Source organism: Pseudomonas sp. BN515 (genome assembly GCF_029873155.1).
In the GTDB taxonomy this organism is placed as follows: domain Bacteria; phylum Pseudomonadota; class Gammaproteobacteria; order Pseudomonadales; family Pseudomonadaceae; genus Metapseudomonas.
This window is the reverse complement of the sequence record NZ_SSOH01000049.1, coordinates 1-16,330: the sequence shown is the minus strand read 5'-3', so window position 1 is coordinate 16,330 and position 16,330 is coordinate 1. Positions and strand designations below refer to the sequence as shown.

Annotated in this window: 15 protein-coding genes; 8 read left to right on the top strand and 7 right to left on the bottom strand. The window is 65.0% G+C overall.

Features of this window, described 5'->3' with window-relative positions; all coding sequences use genetic code 11:
• The first annotated feature begins 16 nt into the window (after positions 1 to 16).
• Both ptsP and E8E91_RS12505 read left to right on the top strand, forming a co-directional pair.
• Complete coding sequence (ptsP, locus tag E8E91_RS12510) at positions 17 to 2,296, top strand: phosphoenolpyruvate--protein phosphotransferase (RefSeq protein WP_280375999.1); 2,280 nt, start codon at positions 17 to 19, stop codon at positions 2,294 to 2,296.
• A gap of 82 nt (positions 2,297 to 2,378) precedes the next feature.
• Entirely contained in the window at positions 2,379 to 3,413 is a 1,035-nt protein-coding gene (locus E8E91_RS12505; RefSeq protein ID WP_280375998.1) for a sensor domain-containing diguanylate cyclase, read from the top strand.
• Between the two features lie 69 nt (positions 3,414 to 3,482).
• Here E8E91_RS12505 and E8E91_RS12500 read toward each other — a convergent pair whose 3' ends face one another.
• The 7 genes from E8E91_RS12500 to gshB all read right to left on the bottom strand — a co-directional run bounded on the left by E8E91_RS12500 (position 3,483) and on the right by gshB (position 9,364).
• Positions 3,483 to 4,754, bottom strand: coding sequence for a dihydroorotase (locus E8E91_RS12500; protein WP_280375997.1), 1,272 nt, complete (start codon positions 4,752 to 4,754; stop codon positions 3,483 to 3,485).
• The gene (locus E8E91_RS12495) at positions 4,754 to 5,761 is read right to left on the bottom strand and encodes an aspartate carbamoyltransferase catalytic subunit (RefSeq protein WP_280370838.1); all 1,008 of its coding nucleotides are present in this window, start codon (positions 5,759 to 5,761) and stop codon (positions 4,754 to 4,756) included. Before E8E91_RS12495 ends, E8E91_RS12500 begins: the two co-directional genes overlap by 1 nt.
• Positions 5,762 to 5,797: 36 nt before the next feature.
• The gene (gene pyrR, locus E8E91_RS12490) at positions 5,798 to 6,310 is read right to left on the bottom strand and encodes a bifunctional pyr operon transcriptional regulator/uracil phosphoribosyltransferase PyrR (RefSeq protein ID WP_271471490.1); all 513 of its coding nucleotides are present in this window, start codon (positions 6,308 to 6,310) and stop codon (positions 5,798 to 5,800) included.
• A 21-nt stretch (positions 6,311 to 6,331) separates the two neighbouring features.
• Entirely contained in the window at positions 6,332 to 6,772 is a 441-nt protein-coding gene (gene ruvX / locus E8E91_RS12485; RefSeq protein WP_151131350.1) for a Holliday junction resolvase RuvX, read from the bottom strand.
• Positions 6,772 to 7,338 (bottom strand): YqgE/AlgH family protein, encoded by a 567-nt coding sequence (locus E8E91_RS12480; protein WP_280375996.1) that lies wholly within the window; start codon positions 7,336 to 7,338, stop codon positions 6,772 to 6,774. The genes ruvX and E8E91_RS12480 overlap by 1 nt, the downstream gene beginning before the upstream one ends.
• A gap of 113 nt (positions 7,339 to 7,451) precedes the next feature.
• Positions 7,452 to 8,345: an energy transducer TonB gene (locus E8E91_RS12475; RefSeq protein WP_280375995.1), complete on the bottom strand. Its 894-nt coding sequence runs from the start codon at positions 8,343 to 8,345 to the stop codon at positions 7,452 to 7,454.
• A 56-nt stretch (positions 8,346 to 8,401) separates the two neighbouring features.
• A complete protein-coding gene (gene gshB / locus E8E91_RS12470; RefSeq protein WP_280375993.1) occupies positions 8,402 to 9,364 on the bottom strand; it encodes a glutathione synthase in 963 nt (320 codons plus the stop codon).
• 267 nt (positions 9,365 to 9,631) lie between these two features.
• On the opposite strand from gshB, the gene pilG reads away from it, so the two are divergent.
• From pilG to E8E91_RS12440, 6 genes are all read left to right on the top strand, one after another.
• Positions 9,632 to 10,039, top strand: coding sequence for a twitching motility response regulator PilG (gene pilG, locus E8E91_RS12465; protein WP_003455569.1), 408 nt, complete (start codon positions 9,632 to 9,634; stop codon positions 10,037 to 10,039).
• Positions 10,040 to 10,084: 45 nt separating this feature from the next.
• Complete coding sequence (gene pilH, locus E8E91_RS12460; protein WP_151131354.1) at positions 10,085 to 10,450, top strand: twitching motility response regulator PilH; 366 nt, start codon at positions 10,085 to 10,087, stop codon at positions 10,448 to 10,450.
• 55 nt (positions 10,451 to 10,505) lie between these two features.
• The gene (locus E8E91_RS12455; protein ID WP_280375992.1) at positions 10,506 to 11,042 is read left to right on the top strand and encodes a chemotaxis protein CheW; all 537 of its coding nucleotides are present in this window, start codon (positions 10,506 to 10,508) and stop codon (positions 11,040 to 11,042) included.
• 139 nt (positions 11,043 to 11,181) lie between these two features.
• The gene (locus E8E91_RS12450) at positions 11,182 to 13,230 is read left to right on the top strand and encodes a methyl-accepting chemotaxis protein (RefSeq protein ID WP_280370848.1); all 2,049 of its coding nucleotides are present in this window, start codon (positions 11,182 to 11,184) and stop codon (positions 13,228 to 13,230) included.
• A gap of 62 nt (positions 13,231 to 13,292) precedes the next feature.
• The gene (locus E8E91_RS12445) at positions 13,293 to 14,153 is read left to right on the top strand and encodes a protein-glutamate O-methyltransferase (RefSeq protein ID WP_280376132.1); all 861 of its coding nucleotides are present in this window, start codon (positions 13,293 to 13,295) and stop codon (positions 14,151 to 14,153) included.
• A gap of 9 nt (positions 14,154 to 14,162) precedes the next feature.
• Positions 14,163 to 16,330: Hpt domain-containing protein (locus tag E8E91_RS12440; RefSeq protein WP_280375991.1), on the top strand; the 2,168-nt coding region annotated here is incomplete at its 3' end.

The following is a 16,330-nucleotide window of genomic DNA, read 5'->3' as shown; positions in this document are numbered from 1 at the left end:
GAAAGGCTGCCTAGCCATGCTCAACACGCTGCGCAAGATCGTCCAGGAAGTGAACGCCGCCAAGGATCTGAAGGCGGCGTTGGCGATCATCGTGCAGCGGGTCAAGGAGGCCATGGGCAGCCAGGTCTGCTCGGTCTACCTGCTGGACCCGGAGTCCAACCGCTTCGTGCTCATGGCCACCGAGGGCCTGAACAAACGCTCCATCGGCAAGGTCAGCATGGCGCCCAACGAAGGCCTCGTCGGCCTGGTGGGTACCCGCGAGGAGCCGCTGAACCTCGAACACGCCGCCGATCACCCCCGTTACCGCTACTTTGCTGAAACCGGTGAAGAACGTTTCGCCTCGTTCCTTGGCGCCCCGATCATCCACCACCGTCGGGTGATGGGCGTTCTGGTGGTGCAGCAAAAGGAGCGCCGCCAGTTCGACGAGGGCGAGGAAGCCTTCCTCGTCACCATGAGCGCGCAGCTCGCGGGCGTTATCGCCCACGCCGAGGCAACCGGCTCCATTCGTGGCCTTGGCCGCCAGGGCAAGGGCACCCAGGAAGCCAAGTTCGTCGGTGTACCGGGCGCCCCCGGTGCCGCTGTGGGCAAGGCGGTGGTGGTGTTGCCGCCCGCCGATCTCGACGTCGTGCCCGATCGCGCGGTCGATGACATCGAAGCCGAGGTCGAGCGCTTCAAACAAGCCCTGGAAGCGGTGCGCGAAGACATGCGCCGTCTCTCCAGCAAGCTGGAAACCCAGCTGCGCCCCGAAGAGCGTGCGCTCTTCGACGTTTACCTGATGATGCTCGACGACGCCTCCATCGGCATGGAGGTCAAGCGTGTGATCCGCACCGGCCAGTGGGCCCAGGGCGCCCTGCGCCAGGTGGTGATGGAGCACGTGACCCGTTTCGAGCTGATGGACGACGCCTACCTGCGTGAGCGCGCCTCGGACGTCAAGGACCTCGGCCGCCGCCTGCTCGCCTACCTGCAGGAAGAGCGCAAGCAGAACCTGGTCTACCAGGAGAACACCATCCTCGTCAGCGAGGAGCTGTCCCCGGCGATGCTCGGCGAAGTGCCGGAAGGCAAGCTGGTGGGCCTGGTGTCGGTCCTGGGTTCGGGCAACTCCCACGTCGCCATCCTCGCCCGCGCCATGGGCATTCCCACTGTGATGGGCGTGGTCGACCTGCCGTATTCCAAGGTCGACGGCATCGAGCTCATCGTCGACGGCTACCACGGCGAAGTCTTCACCAACCCCTCGCCCGAGCTGCGCAAGCAGTACAGCGAAGTGGTGGAAGAGGAACGCCAGCTGGTCAAGGGCCTGGACGCGCTGCGCAGCCTGCCCTGCGAAACCCTGGACGGTCATCGCATGCCGCTCTGGGTGAACACCGGTCTGCTCGCCGATGTGACCCGCGCCCAGGAGCGCGGTGCCGAGGGCGTCGGCCTGTACCGTACCGAAGTGCCGTTCATGATCAACGAGCGCTTCCCCAGCGAAAAAGAGCAGCTCGCCATCTACCGCGAGCAGCTTGCCGCTTTCCATCCGCTGCCGGTGACCATGCGTACCCTGGATATCGGCGGCGACAAGGCGCTTTCCTACTTCCCGATCAAGGAAAGCAACCCCTTCCTCGGCTGGCGCGGCATCCGCGTCACCCTCGATCACCCGGAAATCTTCCTGGTCCAGGTGCGCGCGATGCTCAAGGCCAGTGAAGGCCTGGACAACCTGCGCATCCTGCTGCCGATGATTTCCGGAACCCACGAGCTGGAAGAGGCGCTGCACCTGATTCACCGTGCCTGGGGCGAAGTGCGCGACGAAGGCGTGGACATCCCCATGCCGCCGGTTGGCGTGATGGTCGAGATCCCAGCTGCCGTCTACCAGACCCGCGAGTTGTCGCGTCAGGTGGACTTCCTATCGGTGGGCTCCAACGACCTGACCCAGTACCTGCTGGCGGTGGATCGCAACAACCCGCGCGTGGCCGATCTCTACGATTACCTGCATCCGGCAGTGCTGCAGGCCCTGAAGAAGGTGGTGGACGACGCCCATTCGGAAGGCAAACCGGTGAGCATCTGCGGCGAGATGGCGGGCGATCCTGCTGCTGCCGTGCTGCTGCTGGCGATGGGCTTCGACAGCCTGTCGATGAACGCCACCAACCTGCCGAAGGTGAAGTGGCTGCTGCGCCAGGTCACCATGACCAAAGCCAAGGAGCTGCTGGAGCAACTGCTGGCCATCGACAACCCGCAGGTCATCCACAGCTCGCTGCATCTCGCCTTGCGCAACCTGGGGCTCGGCCGGGTCATCAATCCGGCGGCGACCATCCAGGCCTGAGGCCGGGGGCAAGTGTTCGTGGCGCCCGGGCAATTGCCCGGGCGTGGAAGTCCCAGCCGGGTCGTCGACCCGTAGGAAGCTTATGGACAAGCTCGCGCCCCTCGACCACTGCTATGGCACCACCCGCGAAGAGATCGAGCGCACCCTGCGCTATGCCCTGGATATCGTCAGCGACGGCATCTGGGACTGGAATATCCGCACCAATCACGTCAAGCGAAGCCCCGGCTGGTACTCCATGCTCGGCTATCCGCCGGACAGCCTGCCGGAGGACGTGGACACCTGGCGATCGGTGATCCACCCCGGTGATTTCGAGCGGGTGATGCGCAATTTCCAGGCTTATCTGGACGGTGAAAGCCTGATCTACGCCGAGGATTACCGCTGCCGTTGCCGAGATGGCAGCTATCTCTGGATCAGCGATCACGGCCGTTTCGTCGAGTTCGACGAGGCCGGCAAGCCAACGCGCATGATCGGCGCTCACCGCAACGTCCACCGGCGCAAGATGGCTGCACTGGCATTGCAGCGCAAGAACGATGAACTCCTGGCTCTCAATCGCAAGCTCGAGGCGCTGGTGGAGGCGCGTACCGAGGCGTTGCGCCAGGCTAACGAGGCGCTGGCCCTTCAGGTGGAAGCCGCCATGCGCCTCAGCGAGACCGATCCGCTGACGCAGATATCCAACCGCCGGCACTTCGAGCGCAGCCTCCACGGCGAGTGGCAGCGTTTCCAGCGTCACGGGCATGTCACTGCGCTGCTGATGTTCGATCTGGATCACTTCAAGCGCATCAACGACAACCACGGCCACCAGATCGGTGACCGCGCCCTCGTGGCTGTCAGCCGTACCGTGCGTCAGGCGTTGCGGGATGAGGACTGCTTCGCCCGCTGGGGTGGCGAAGAATTCATCGCCCTGCTTCCCGAAACCGACCAGAGCGCGGCGCTGCTCCTCGCGGAGCGCTTGCGTTTGCTGGTCAGTCAGGCCGATGCGAGTCTGCCGCTAGGGCTGACCGCCAGCTTCTCGGTGGCGGCGATGCAGGCCGGCGAGGGGATCGAATCCTTGCTTAAACGCCTGGATGATGGGCTCTACCGCGCCAAGCAGCGGCGCAATTGCATCGTGGGCTGTTAAGCCACTGGTGGCTCCATCTGGCTGAAACGAAAAAGCCCGCCGATTGGCGGGCTTTTTCATGGGTGGGTATCAGGCTTCGAAGATGATCCGGCCGTCCACCAGGGTATAGCGCACCTTGCCCGGCAGGCAGTGACCGATGAAGGGGCAGTTGTCGCCCTTGGACTTCCAGGTTTCCCCGGCCAGGGTGGTGGCTTGCGGGTCGAACAGCACCACGTCTGCAGGAGCGCCAACCGCGAGGCGGCCGGCGGGCAGGCGCAGGGCGCGAGCCGGGCCGACGGTGAGGCGGGCGAGCAGGGTGGGGAGGTCGAGCAGGCCGTCCTGCACCAGCGTCATGGCCAGCGGCAGCAGCAGCTCCACGCCGCTCATACCCGGTTCGGTGGCGCCGAAGGGGGCGAGCTTGGCATCCGGCTCGTGGGGCTGGTGGTGGCTGGAAATGGCGTTGATCACGCCACTCTTCACCGCCTCACGCAGCGCGTCGCGGTCGGCGCGGGTGCGCAGCGGCGGTTGCACGTGGTAGAGGCTGGAGAAGTCGATCAGCGCCTCGTCGGTGAGAATCAGCTGGTACATGGCCACGTCAGCGGTTACCGGCAGGCCACGGGCCTGTGCCTGGGCGATCATTTCGGCGCCGCGGGCGCTGGTGATCTGACTGAAGTGGGCACGCACGCCGCTCTGTTCGACCAGCAGCAGGTCACGGGCCAGTGCCACGGTTTCGGCAGTTTCCGGGATACCGGCCAGGCCGAGGAAGCTGGCGGTCGGACCTTCATGGGCCAGGCCGCCTTCGGCCAGGGACGCGTCCTGGGAATGGAAGACCACGGTCAGGTCGAAGGTGGCCGCGTATTCCAGGGCGCGGCGCTGCACGCGGTTGCTGGCGAAGCTCGCCAGGCCGTTGCCGAACGCCACGCAGCCCACGTCGCGCAGGGCCACCAGTTCGGACAGCTGCTCACCGGCCAGGCCCTTGGTCAGGGCACCGATGGGGAAGACCTTGGCGTGGCCGGCTTCCTGGGCGCGGTCGAGGATCATCTCGGCCACGGCCGGGGTGTCCAGTACCGGGCGGGTCAGGGGCGGGCAGCAGAGGCTGGTGACGCCGCCGCTGACGGCAGCCAGGGTCTCGCTGGCGATATTGCCCTTGCGGCTGTAGCCGGGCTCGCGCAGGGCGACGGACAGGTCCACCAGGCCGGGGGCAGCCGCCAGGCCCTTGGCGTCGAGGGTCTTGTCCGCTTCGAAGCCGGCCGGGGCCTTGCCGATGGCGGCGACCTTGCCGCTGTCGAGGAAGAGGTCGGCGACCTGGTCGTGGCCGCTGGCCGGGTCGATCAGGCGGGCGCCGAGGATATGGGTACGCATCAGTTCAGCTCCTCGGCTTCCTGGTTCAGTTGACGCTGCGCGGTCTGGCCGCTCATGGCCATGGAGAGCACCGCCATGCGCACGGCGATGCCGTAGGTGACCTGGTTGAGGATCACCGAGTGGCTGCCGTCGGCCACCGCGGATTCGATTTCCACGCCACGGTTGATCGGGCCCGGGTGCATGACGATGGCATCCGGCTTGGCCAGTGTCATGCGCTGGGTGCTCAGGCCGTAGAGCTTGTAGAACTCGCCCTCGCTGGGCAGCAGGCCGCCCTGCATACGTTCGCGCTGCAGGCGCAGCATGATCACCACATCGACGTCCTTCAGGCCCTCGGCGAGGTCGGTGTAGACCTTCACGCCGTACTGTTCGACGCCTACCGGGATCAGGGTCTTCGGCCCGATCACGCGGATGTCCCGGCAGCCCAGGGTACGCAGGGCGAGCATGTCCGAGCGGGCCACGCGCGAGTGCAGGATGTCGCCGACGATGGCGACCGAGAGGTTCTCGAAGCTGCCCTTGTGGCGGCGGATGGTGAGCATGTCGAGCATGCCCTGGGTCGGGTGTGCGTGGCGGCCGTCACCGCCATTGATGATGGCGACGTCCGGGCACACGTGCTCGGCGATGAAGTGAGCGGCGCCGGAGTCGGCGTGGCGCACCACGAACATGTCCGCGGCCATCGCTTCCAGGTTGCGCAGGGTGTCGAACAGCGTCTCGCCCTTGCTGGTGGAGGAAGTGGACACGTTGAGCGTGATGACGTCGGCGGACAGGCGCTGGGCCGCCAGCTCGAAGGTGGTGCGGGTGCGGGTGGAGTTCTCGAAGAACACGTTGCACACCGTCTTGCCGCGCAGCAGCGGGACTTTCTTCACCGCGCGGGCGCCGACTTCGAGGAAGGAGTCGGCGGTGTCGAGGAGTTCCGTCAGCAGCTCGCGGGGCAGACCGTCGAGCGAGAGGAAGTGGCGCAGCTGGCCCTGGTCGTTGAGCTGCAGCGGGCGCTTGGCGTCTGTCGGCATGGGGCAGGCCCTGAAAGGTTACGAGAAATCGGTAGGTCAGGCGGGTGAAGCGAGATCCTGGCGCTCGAGGGTGAGCGGCGCGGGGCCGAGCAATTTTACCCGTTCAGTGGCGCCCAGGGACAGGGTTGCACCGACCACATCCGGGCGGACCGGCAGCTCGCGGGCGTTGAGGTCGAGCAGGCAGACCAGCGTCACGCTGGCCGGGCGGCCATAGTCGAAGAGCTCATTGAGGGCGGCGCGCACGGTGCGCCCGCTCATCAGTACGTCGTCGATCAGCACCAGGTGCTGGCCTTCGATCTCGAAGGGCAGAGCGGACGGGCGCACTTGCGGGTGCAGGCCGCTCTGGGTGAAGTCGTCGCGGTAGAAGGATACGTCCAGGGTGCCCATGGGCCCCTTTTCGCCCAGCTGTTCAAGCAGGGCCTGGGCGACCCAGACACCGCCGGTGCGGATGCCGATGTAGCGCGGTTCGTCGATGTTGCGGGCCTTCAGGTGGGCTTGCAGGTCGCTGGCCATCCTCGGCAGCAGTTCGGCGGGATTGGGCAGGGTCATCGGCGGTCCTCGCGTTCGGAATCAGGAAGTTGCGGAATTCTCGGCCAGCCAGCCTTCCAGCAGCAGCGCGGCGGCCAGGGCGTCCACCGGACGGTCGCGGTAGCCATCGCGCTGGCCCTGGGCCAGGCGGTGGCCCTTCGCTTCGAAGGTGGTCAGGCGTTCGTCGTGGGTGAATACCGGGAGATTGAAGCGGCCATTCAGGCGCCGGGCGAATTTTTCCGCGCGGGCGCTCATGTCACTGGGGGTGCCGTCCATGTTCAGCGGCAGGCCGACGACCATGGCGTCGGGCTGCCACTCACGGACCAGGGCTTCGACCTGTTGCCAGTCCGGCACGCCGTTCTGCGCTTTTAGCACCTTCAACTCGCGGGCCTGGCCGGTGACCGCCTGGCCGACGGCAACGCCGATCTGTTTGGTGCCGTAGTCGAAACCGAGCAACAGGCGCAGGGGTTTGGGTTCGGCCATCAGGCGTGCCCGGCCTGGGCGGTAAGCAGGCTGAGGTTCACGCCCAGACGCGCGGCGGCCGCCGAAAGGCGCTGCTCGGACGGGGTCTCGAAGAGGATGGACAGGTCCGCCGGGCAGGTCAGCCAGGCGTTGTCACTGAGTTCAGCTTCCAGTTGGCCTGCATCCCAACCGGCGTAGCCGAGGGCTACCAGGCTCTTCTGCGGACCACTGCCGTCGGCGATTGCGAAGAGCACGTCCTGGGAAGTGGAGAGGGCCAGTTCGCCCAGTTCCAGAGTGGCCTGGAAGCTGTGGCCGGTCGGGTGCAGGACGAAGCCGCGGTCGGTTTGCACCGGGCCACCGGCGTAGATGGGCAGGCCCTGGCAGCGTGCCGGCGGAGTGATTTCCGGGCGCAGTTGTTCGAGTACGTCGCTCAGGCTCAGGCCGTTGGGGCGGTTGATCACCAGGCCCATGGCGCCCTGCTCGTTGTGCTCCACCAGGTAGGTGACGGTCTGGGCGAAGTTCGGATCGGCCATGTGCGGCATGGCGATCAGAAAGTGATGCTTGAGGTAGCTCGGTGCGCTTTTCATGTCGGTTAGTTTCAGGCTTAAGACGGCAGGCTTCAAGCGAAAAGGCTGCGGCGCGGACTCACGCCACGCCGGGACTCTGCCTGAAGCCTAGAGCCAATCTCGTCCTGCTGCTTTCAATTGCTCGACAGGCGGTCGCCGCGCTCGAAACGCCAGGTGCGGATGATCTCCAGGCGGTCGATATCCGCGAGGTCACCGGTGAACGGGGCGAAGGGCGCGGCAAGGCGCACGATGCGCATGGCGCCCTGGTCCAGCACCGGCTGGCCGGAGGATTCCAGCACCTGCACTTCGTACAGGGTGCCGTCGCGATTGATCGACACCAGCAGGCGCAGGTTGCCGTAGATGCGCTGGCGGCGGGCTTCATCCGGGTAGTTGAGATTGCCGATGCGCTCGATCTTCTTGCGCCACTCTTCCTTGTACCAGGCGCCCTTGTCGCGCATGGTCGACGCGGCGTTCAGGCGGTGAATGCGCGGGCGCTTGGCGTAGAGCTGGCGCTCCTTGTCCAGTTCCGCTTCGAGGCTGGCAATTTCGGAAGAGAGCTGCGAGCTGTCGAAGGACGGCGCCGGAGTGGCCTCGGGCTGGGGCTTGGTCTGCTCGCGTTTGACCGTGGTTTTCTGCGGCTGCGGGCTCTTGGTGGCCACGGCGGCCTTGGGCGCTTCCTTCTTGGGCGCCTGGGGCGGTGCGGCGGGGGGCGTGGTCTTGCGGATTTCCTTGTCCTGGAATGGCGCCTGCTCGGTGGTCTTGGGCGTGGCCTTGTGTTCCAGGGTGCCGCTGCCCAGCTGGTTGGCCTGGGCGAGGAAGTCGGCCTTCTTCGGCTTCTCCTCGCTCTTGAAGGTGGCGAGGGTGATTTCCAGGGTCTTGCTGATCTGCTGTGGGTCGCCGACGGTGAAGCCGACACCGAGGATCAGCGCCACGTGCAGCACGGCGGCGAGGAACAGGGTAAAGCCCAGCCGATCCGCCGGGCGGACGCCGGCGGACAGTTGGGAGGAGGTATTCACGGCTGCGTTCATCGCCAGTCAGCTTGCTTCAGTTAGCGGCGAAGTCTGCCGAGCGTCCGCATAAAAGTCTATGAAGCACTCCGCGCATCGAGCTTGCGGGCGATCGCATCCATGAGACGTTCACCAATGCGTGTGTCGTAGGCTTTGTCGATCTCGCGGATGCAGGTGGGGCTGGTGACGTTGATCTCGGTGAGGTGCTCGCCGATCACGTCCAGGCCGACGAACAGCAGGCCTTTCTCCCGCAGGGTCGGGCCGACGGCGGCGGCGATTTCACGGTCGCGGTCGGTCAGTGGGCGCGCTTCGCCACGACCGCCGGCGGCCAGGTTGCCGCGAGTCTCGCCGGCAGCCGGGATGCGCGCCAGGCAGTAGGGGACCGGCTCGCCATCGATCATCAGGATGCGCTTGTCGCCGTCCTTGATCGCCGGCAGGTAGCCCTGCGCCATGATCTGCTGGCTGCCGTGGGCGGTCAGGGTCTCGAGGATCACCGAGAGGTTCGGGTCACCGGCGCGGTGACGGAAAATCGAGGAACCGCCCATGCCGTCCAGGGGTTTGAGAATGATGTCACGCTGTTCTTCGGCAAACTCGCGCAGAATGTCCGCTCGTCGGCTGACCACGGTTGGCGGCGTGTAATCGGGGAACAGGGTGGCGAAGAACTTCTCGTTGCAGTCGCGAAGGCTCTGCGGGCGGTTCACCACCAGCACGCCGGACCGTTCGGCTTGTTCCAGCAGGTAGGTGGAGTAGACGAACTCGTTGTCGAAGGGCGGGTCCTTGCGCATCAGGATCACGTCCAGCTCGGCCAGCGGGGTATCGGCCTCCGCTTCCAGCTCGAACCAGTGTTCGGGGTCGAGGAATACCTTCAAGGGGCGCATGCGCGCGCGAGCTTCACCGTTTTTCTGGTATAGGTCCTGCTGCTCCATATAGAACAGTGACCAGCCGCGCTCCTGGGCGGCCAGTAGCATGGCCAGGGAGCTGTCCTTCTTGAAGGAGATTTGCGCAATGGGGTCCATGACGATCCCGAGGCGAACGCTCATGGGGGGTCTCCGCAACAGGTTTCAAGGGGCGCGCCAAAGCTGGCGGGCCGGTTGGATAAGGCGCTCAGGGTGGCGCCGGCATTGATTGCGGTCAAGGAAAAAACCTTCCCCAGAAAGGGAAGAATCGCAGATGCAGAGGCCGTGTAGCTTGCGTCTGGAGACTGTGCTAAAAAGGCCCGACGATTGGGTCGCAGCCCGTCGGTTGCAGGGCCTCAGGCACATATATAAAGCAGAATAACGACTCACCGAGGCGATGGTAGGGCGAACATGGAACAGCATTCCGAGGGTTTGAAGGTCATGGTGATCGACGATTCGAAAACGATTCGTCGTACAGCCGAGACTCTGCTCAAGAAAGTGGGGTGCGAGGTCATCACCGCAGTTGATGGTTTCGATGCCCTGGCCAAGATCGCCGATTCCCACCCGAACATCATCTTCGTCGACATCATGATGCCGCGCCTGGACGGGTATCAGACCTGCGCCCTGATCAAGAACAACAGTGCTTTCAAATCCACCCCGGTGATCATGCTGTCCTCCAAGGACGGCCTGTTCGACAAGGCCAAGGGTCGCATCGTCGGTTCCGATCAGTACCTCACCAAGCCCTTCAGCAAGGAAGAGCTGCTCGGCGCGATCAAGACTCACGTCCCCGATTTCACCCCGGTGGAGCAAGCCTCCTGAAGTCCGGCCTGAAGGCCGGTGAAGCCTTTCCGTATGGGGAACACAATGGCTCGTATTCTGATTGTTGATGACTCGCCGACCGAGATGTACAAGCTGACTGCCATGCTCGAGAAGCATGGCCACCAGGTACTCAAGGCCGAGAATGGCGCCGACGGCGTGGCCCTGGCCCGCCAGGAAAAGCCGGACGCTGTCCTGATGGACATCGTGATGCCCGGTCTCAATGGGTTCCAGGCGACCCGTCAACTGACCAAGGACGCTGACACCAGTCACATTCCGGTGATTATCGTCACCACCAAGGATCAGGAAACCGATAAGGTCTGGGGCAAGCGACAGGGCGCGCGTGACTACCTGACCAAGCCGATCGAAGAAGACACGCTGATCAAGACCCTGAATACGGTACTGGCCGGCTGATTGCCGCGCCGGTCCCCGAAACATAACTATTAGAAACAGGCCAAGGCCGGTCGCCATGTCGGATTCGCAGACTCCCTTCCAGCTCCTCTTCGAGATCGACCAGCGCTGTCGCGCGCTGGCGGCTGGCCTGCCTGCGCAGCAGCAGGTGGTGCAGAGCTGGAGCGGCATCGGCTTTCGCATGGGCGAGCGCTTGTTCGTGGCGCCCATGGGCGAGGTCAGCGAAGTGCTGCACGAGCCGCGCCACACCTCGCTTCCCGGTGTGAAGTCCTGGGTCAAGGGCGTTTCCAACGTCCGTGGCCGCCTGTTACCAGTCATGGACCTGTGCGGCTTCTTCGGCAGCGAACTTTCGCCGCTGCGCAAACAGCGCCGGGTCCTGGTGGTGGACTATCAGGAGATCTTCGCCGGGCTGATCGTCGATGAAGTCTTCGGCATGCAGCATTTCCTGGTGGATTCCTTCAGCGAGACGCTTCCTCCACTGGAGGCCAGCATCCAGCCGTTCATTCACGGCGTTTTCCATCGCGAGCAGCCCTGGCTGGTATTCAGCCCGCACGCGCTCGCGCAGCACCAGGCGTTCCTCGAGGTGGCTGTCTAGATTCGACGCGGGGCGCATGGCGCTCCGTACCGGTCACCGGGGCAGAGTCTCCGGGGCCAAGGCTTCAAGGTTGGGCCGGCTTTGCCGGCCCTTTGGCGTTACATGGGAATAAGTGGTTGGTCCAGGCGGGGGCCCGATAATGAAAAGACTGAACGCAGGCAATCTGTTCTCCGGGGTGCGCAGCACGTCGCTGATCGCCGGACTCTTCGTGGTCCTGATCGTCGCCATCGTGCTGCTGTTCGCGAACTTCGCGTACCTCAACACCCAGGCGAACTACGACAAGGAATACATCAGCCACGCCGGTGAACTCCGCGTGCTGTCCCAGCGTATCGCCAAGAACTCCAGTGAAGCCGCGGCGGGCAAGGCCGAAGCCTTCGCCTTGCTGAAGGACGCGCGCAACGACTTCGAGAAGCGCTGGAACTTCCTGCAACAGGGTGACGCCACCACCGGCCTGCCTGCGGCACCCGTCGCCGTGAAGGGCGAGATGGATGTGGTGCAGAAGGACTGGGACAGCCTGCGCAAGAACGCCGACGCCATCCTGGCCAGCGAGCAGACCGTACTCTCCCTGCACCAGGTAGCCGCCACCCTGGCCGAAACCATTCCGCAGCTCCAGGTCGAGTACGAGGAAGTCGTGGACATCCTCCTGGAAAGCGGTGCTCCCGCCAGCCAGGTTTCCGTGGCCCAGCGCCAGTCGCTGCTGGCCGAACGTATCCTCGGCTCGGTGAACAAGGTACTGGCCGGTGACGATGACTCGGTTCAGGCCGCCGACATGTTCGGCCGCGACGCCAGCCTGTTCGGCCGTGTACTGAGCGCCATGATCGAAGGCAACGCGGCGATGGAGATCTCCAAGGTCACCAACACCGAGGCCCTGGAGCGCCTGCAGGAGATTTCCGAGCTCTTCGAGTTCGTATCCGGCTCTGTGGACGAGATCCTCGAAACCTCGCCCGAACTCTTCCAGGTCCGTGAATCCGCCAACACCATCTTCACCGGCTCCCAGACCCTGCTGGACAAGGCTTCCGCTCTGACCACCGGCTTCGAGAACCTGGCCAATGGCCGTGGCATGAACACCTTCGCCGGCTACGTGCTGGCCGTGTTCGCCCTGGGCTCGATCATCCTCATCGGTCTGGTGATGGTGCAGAGCACCCGCAACCGACTGGCCGAGACCGCCGCGAAGAACGAACGTAACCAGGCAGCGATTCTGCGACTGCTCGACGAAATCGCCGACCTCGCCGACGGTGACCTGACCGTGGCCGCGACCGTAACCGAGGACTTCACCGGTGCGATCGCTGACTCCATCAACTACTCCATCGACCAGCTCCGCGAGCTGGTGGAAACCATCAACCTGACCGCCGTGCAGGTGGCCGCCGCCGCCCAGGAAACCCAGGCCACCGCCATGCACCTGGCCGAGGCCTCCGAGCACCAGGCCCAGGAAATCGCCGGCGCCTCCGCCGCGATCAACGAAATGGCCGTGTCCATTGACCAGGTATCGGCGAACGCCTCCGAGTCCTCGGCGGTAGCGGAACGTTCCGTAGCCATCGCCAACAAGGGCAACGAAGTGGTGCACAACACCATCACCGGCATGGACAACATCCGTGAGCAGATCCAGGACACCTCGAAGCGGATCAAACGCCTCGGTGAATCGTCCCAGGAGATCGGTGACATCGTTAGCCTGATTAACGACATTGCCGACCAGACCAACATCCTCGCCCTTAACGCCGCGATCCAGGCGTCCATGGCGGGCGACGCGGGCCGCGGCTTCGCCGTGGTAGCGGACGAAGTACAGCGCCTTGCGGAGCGTTCCTCCGCCGCGACCAAGCAGATCGAGGCGCTGGTGAAGACCATTCAGACCGACACCAACGAAGCGGTTATCTCCATGGAGCAGACCACGTCCGAAGTGGTCCGCGGTGCCCGCCTGGCCCAGGACGCCGGTGTGGCCCTGGAAGAGATCGAGAAGGTATCCAAGACCCTCGCGGCACTTATCCAGAACATTTCCAACGCCGCTCGTCAGCAAGCGTCCTCCGCGGGCCATATCTCCAACACCATGAACGTGATCCAGGAGATCACCTCGCAGACCTCCGCCGGTACCACCGCCACTGCGAAGAGCATCGGCAACCTGGCGAAGATGGCGAGCGAGATGCGCAAGTCGGTTTCCGGCTTCAAGCTGCCGGAAGCGCAGGACATAGCCTGAGCAGGGGAGGCGCCGCGGTCTGAGGCCGCGGCACGACGGCCATGAATCAAGGGCACGACAGCATGCAGCCAGGCGGCGTCTGGGCCTTGAAACCCCTGGCCGACATGACGACAGCGGAATTCCACGACTGGCAGAAGTTGCTGGAGGAGCGTACCGGCGTGGTGGTCAGCGACCAGCGCCGCTCCTTCCTCCAGGCCAATCTCAGCGCGCGCATGCGTGAGCTGGGGGTGCAGGACTACTCCAGCTACTACCGTCAGGTCACCGATGGCCCGCGCGGCGCGGTGGAATGGTCGACCCTGCTGGATCGGCTGACCGTGCAGGAGACCCGCTTCTTCCGTCACCCGGCTTCCTTCGAGCTGCTCACCGATTATCTGCGGGGGCGTATCGAGGCTGGTCTTGCCCGGCCCCTGGAGATCTGGAGCGTGGGTTGCTCCAGCGGTGAAGAACCCTATTCGCTGGCCATGCTGGCAGCCGAGGCCCTTGGCGGTACCGAACGACCGGATTACTTCGGCGTGACCGGCACCGACATCAGCCTCAGCGCCCTGGCCAAGGCCCGTGAGGGCCTGTATGGCGCAAGGCGCCTGGAACAACTGGAAGCAGCCTTCACCAAGCGCTATTTCCAGGTCCAGGACGATGGCCGTTACAAGATAGTGCCGAGCCTGGCCGCACGGGTGTGCTGCGCACGGCTCAATGTGCTGGAACTGGCGAAGGCGCCAATGTCCGGCATGGACGTAATTTTCTGTCAGAACCTGTTGATCTACTTTCGCCGTTGGCGGCGCCGCGAAATCCTCAACCGCCTGGCCGAACGCCTGGCGCCGGGAGGCCTGATGGTGCTGGGTGTCGGTGAAGTGGTGGGGTGGCAGCACCCGGATCTCGATCCGGTGCCCAATGAACAGGTTCTGGCATTCACCCGGAAGGGATAGCAGACGGCTATGACTGATCGGCACGACTACGTCGCCCTCGAGTGGGTCAAGGGCGAGATCGCGGAAACCCTGAAGCAGGCGCGACAGGCCCTGGAGGATTTCGTCGAGAATCCCCAGGATCCGACGCGCATGCGTTTCTGCCTGACCTATATCCATCAGGTCCAGGGCACGCTGCAGATGGTCGAGTTCTACGGCGCTGCCCTGCTCGCCGAAGAAATGGAGCGTCTTGCCCAAGCCCTGATGGAAGGCCGCGCAGCCAACCGGGGCGAGGCCCTGGAAGTGCTGATGCAGGCCATCCTGCAGCTGCCTCCCTACCTGGACCGCATCCAGAGCGCCCGCCGCGACTTGCCGATGGTCCTGCTGCCGCTGCTGAACGACCTGCGTGCTGCCCGTGGCGACAACCTGCTCTCGGAAACCAGCCTGTTCGCCCCAGACCTTTCCAGCGTGCTGCCGGCGCTGTCCATGGACACCCTGGCGCGCATGCGTACTGCCGACCTGCCGGTGCTACTGCGCAAACTGCGGCAGATGCTGCAGACCGCCCTGGTGGGCGTGATCCGCAACCAGGACCTGGCGACCAACCTGGGCTACATGGCTCGGGTGTTCGCGCGTCTCGAATCTCTTTGCCAGGACGCGCCGCTCGGCCCGCTCTGGCAGATCGCCTCCGGCCTGGTGGAAGGCCTGGCCAATGGCTCCGTGGTCAACGGTTCCTCGGTACGCAACCTGCTGCGCCAGGTCGACAAGGAACTCAAGCGTCTGCTCGAGGAAGGCGCCGATGGCTTCAACCAGGCGGCCTCGGAAGAGCTGGTGAAGAACCTGCTGTTCTACATCGCCAAGGCCCCGGCCCAGTCGCCGCGCATTCGCGCCCTGAAAGAGCGCTATCGCCTCGACGAGGCCCTGCCCGATACCGCCGTGGTGGACGAGGAGCGTGCCCGTCTCGCTGGCCCCGACCGCGATGCCATGCGCTCGGTGGTCACTGCCCTCTGTGAAGAACTGGTGCGGGTCAAGGACAGCCTCGACCTGTTCGTGCGCAGCGACCGCTCCGGCGTCGCCGAACTGGATTCCCTGCTGCCGCCGCTCAAGCAGATCGCCGACACACTGGCGGTGCTCGGTTTCGGCCAACCGCGTCGGGTGATCCTCGACCAGATCGACGTCATCCACGGCCTGTCCCTGGGTCAGCGTGATCCCAGCGATGCGGTGCTGATGGATGTGGCCGGTGCCTTGCTCTACGTCGAAGCCACCCTGGCCGGCATGGTCGGCCCGGCGGAACAGGGCGCGGCGGAAGAAAGTCACCTGCCCACCACCGATGTGGCGCAGATCCACCAGTTGGTGATCAAGGAGGCGCGCAATGGCCTGGAACAGGCCAAGGACGCCATCATCGAATTCATCGCTTCGCAGTGGAACCACGAGCACCTGGCCCGCGTGCCGGAACTGCTGACCCAGGCTCGCGGCGGAATGGCGATGATCCCGCTGCCGCGCGCCGCGGCTCTGCTCGAAGCCTGCAACCGCTACATCCTCGAACAGCTGCTGGCGCGCAAGGCCGTGCCCAACTGGCAGAGCCTGGACACCCTGGCCGACGCCATCACCAGCGTCGAGTACTACCTCGAACGCCTGTCCGAGGACCATGCCGCCCAGGGTGACCTGATCCTCGACGTCGCGGAGGAAAGCCTCGGCGCCCTGGGTTATCCGCTGCAGGAGAAGCCTTCCATCCTCGACCGCGTGGAAGAGGAAGAAGCCCCGGCGCCCCTGGCCGATCCGCTGCAGGAAATTGAAGTACTGGCCGCCGAAGAGTCGGAGCTGCACCAGCACCTGGACCCGGAAGACGAGCCGGAAGCCGTCATGCCCCTGGCTGCGGACTTCGAACTTGCGGACGACGGCCTCGAGCTGCCGGCACCGCTGGAGCCGGTTCAACTCGCCGAAGCGCCGGCCGCCGAAGGCGAGCTGCTGGTCTCCGACGACAACTGGAGCCTGGGCGAGCTGGAAGCCGAGCCGGCTGCCGAGAGCATCGATCTCAGCCTGGATGCTCCGCTGGAGCTGGCCGAAGCCACTGTGGCCCCGGCCGCCGAAGGCGAGCTGCTGGTCTCCGACGACAATTGGAGCCTGGGTGAGCTGGAAGCCGAACCGGCTGCCGAGAGCATCGATCTCAGCCTGGATGCGCCGCTGGAGCTGGCCGAAGCCAC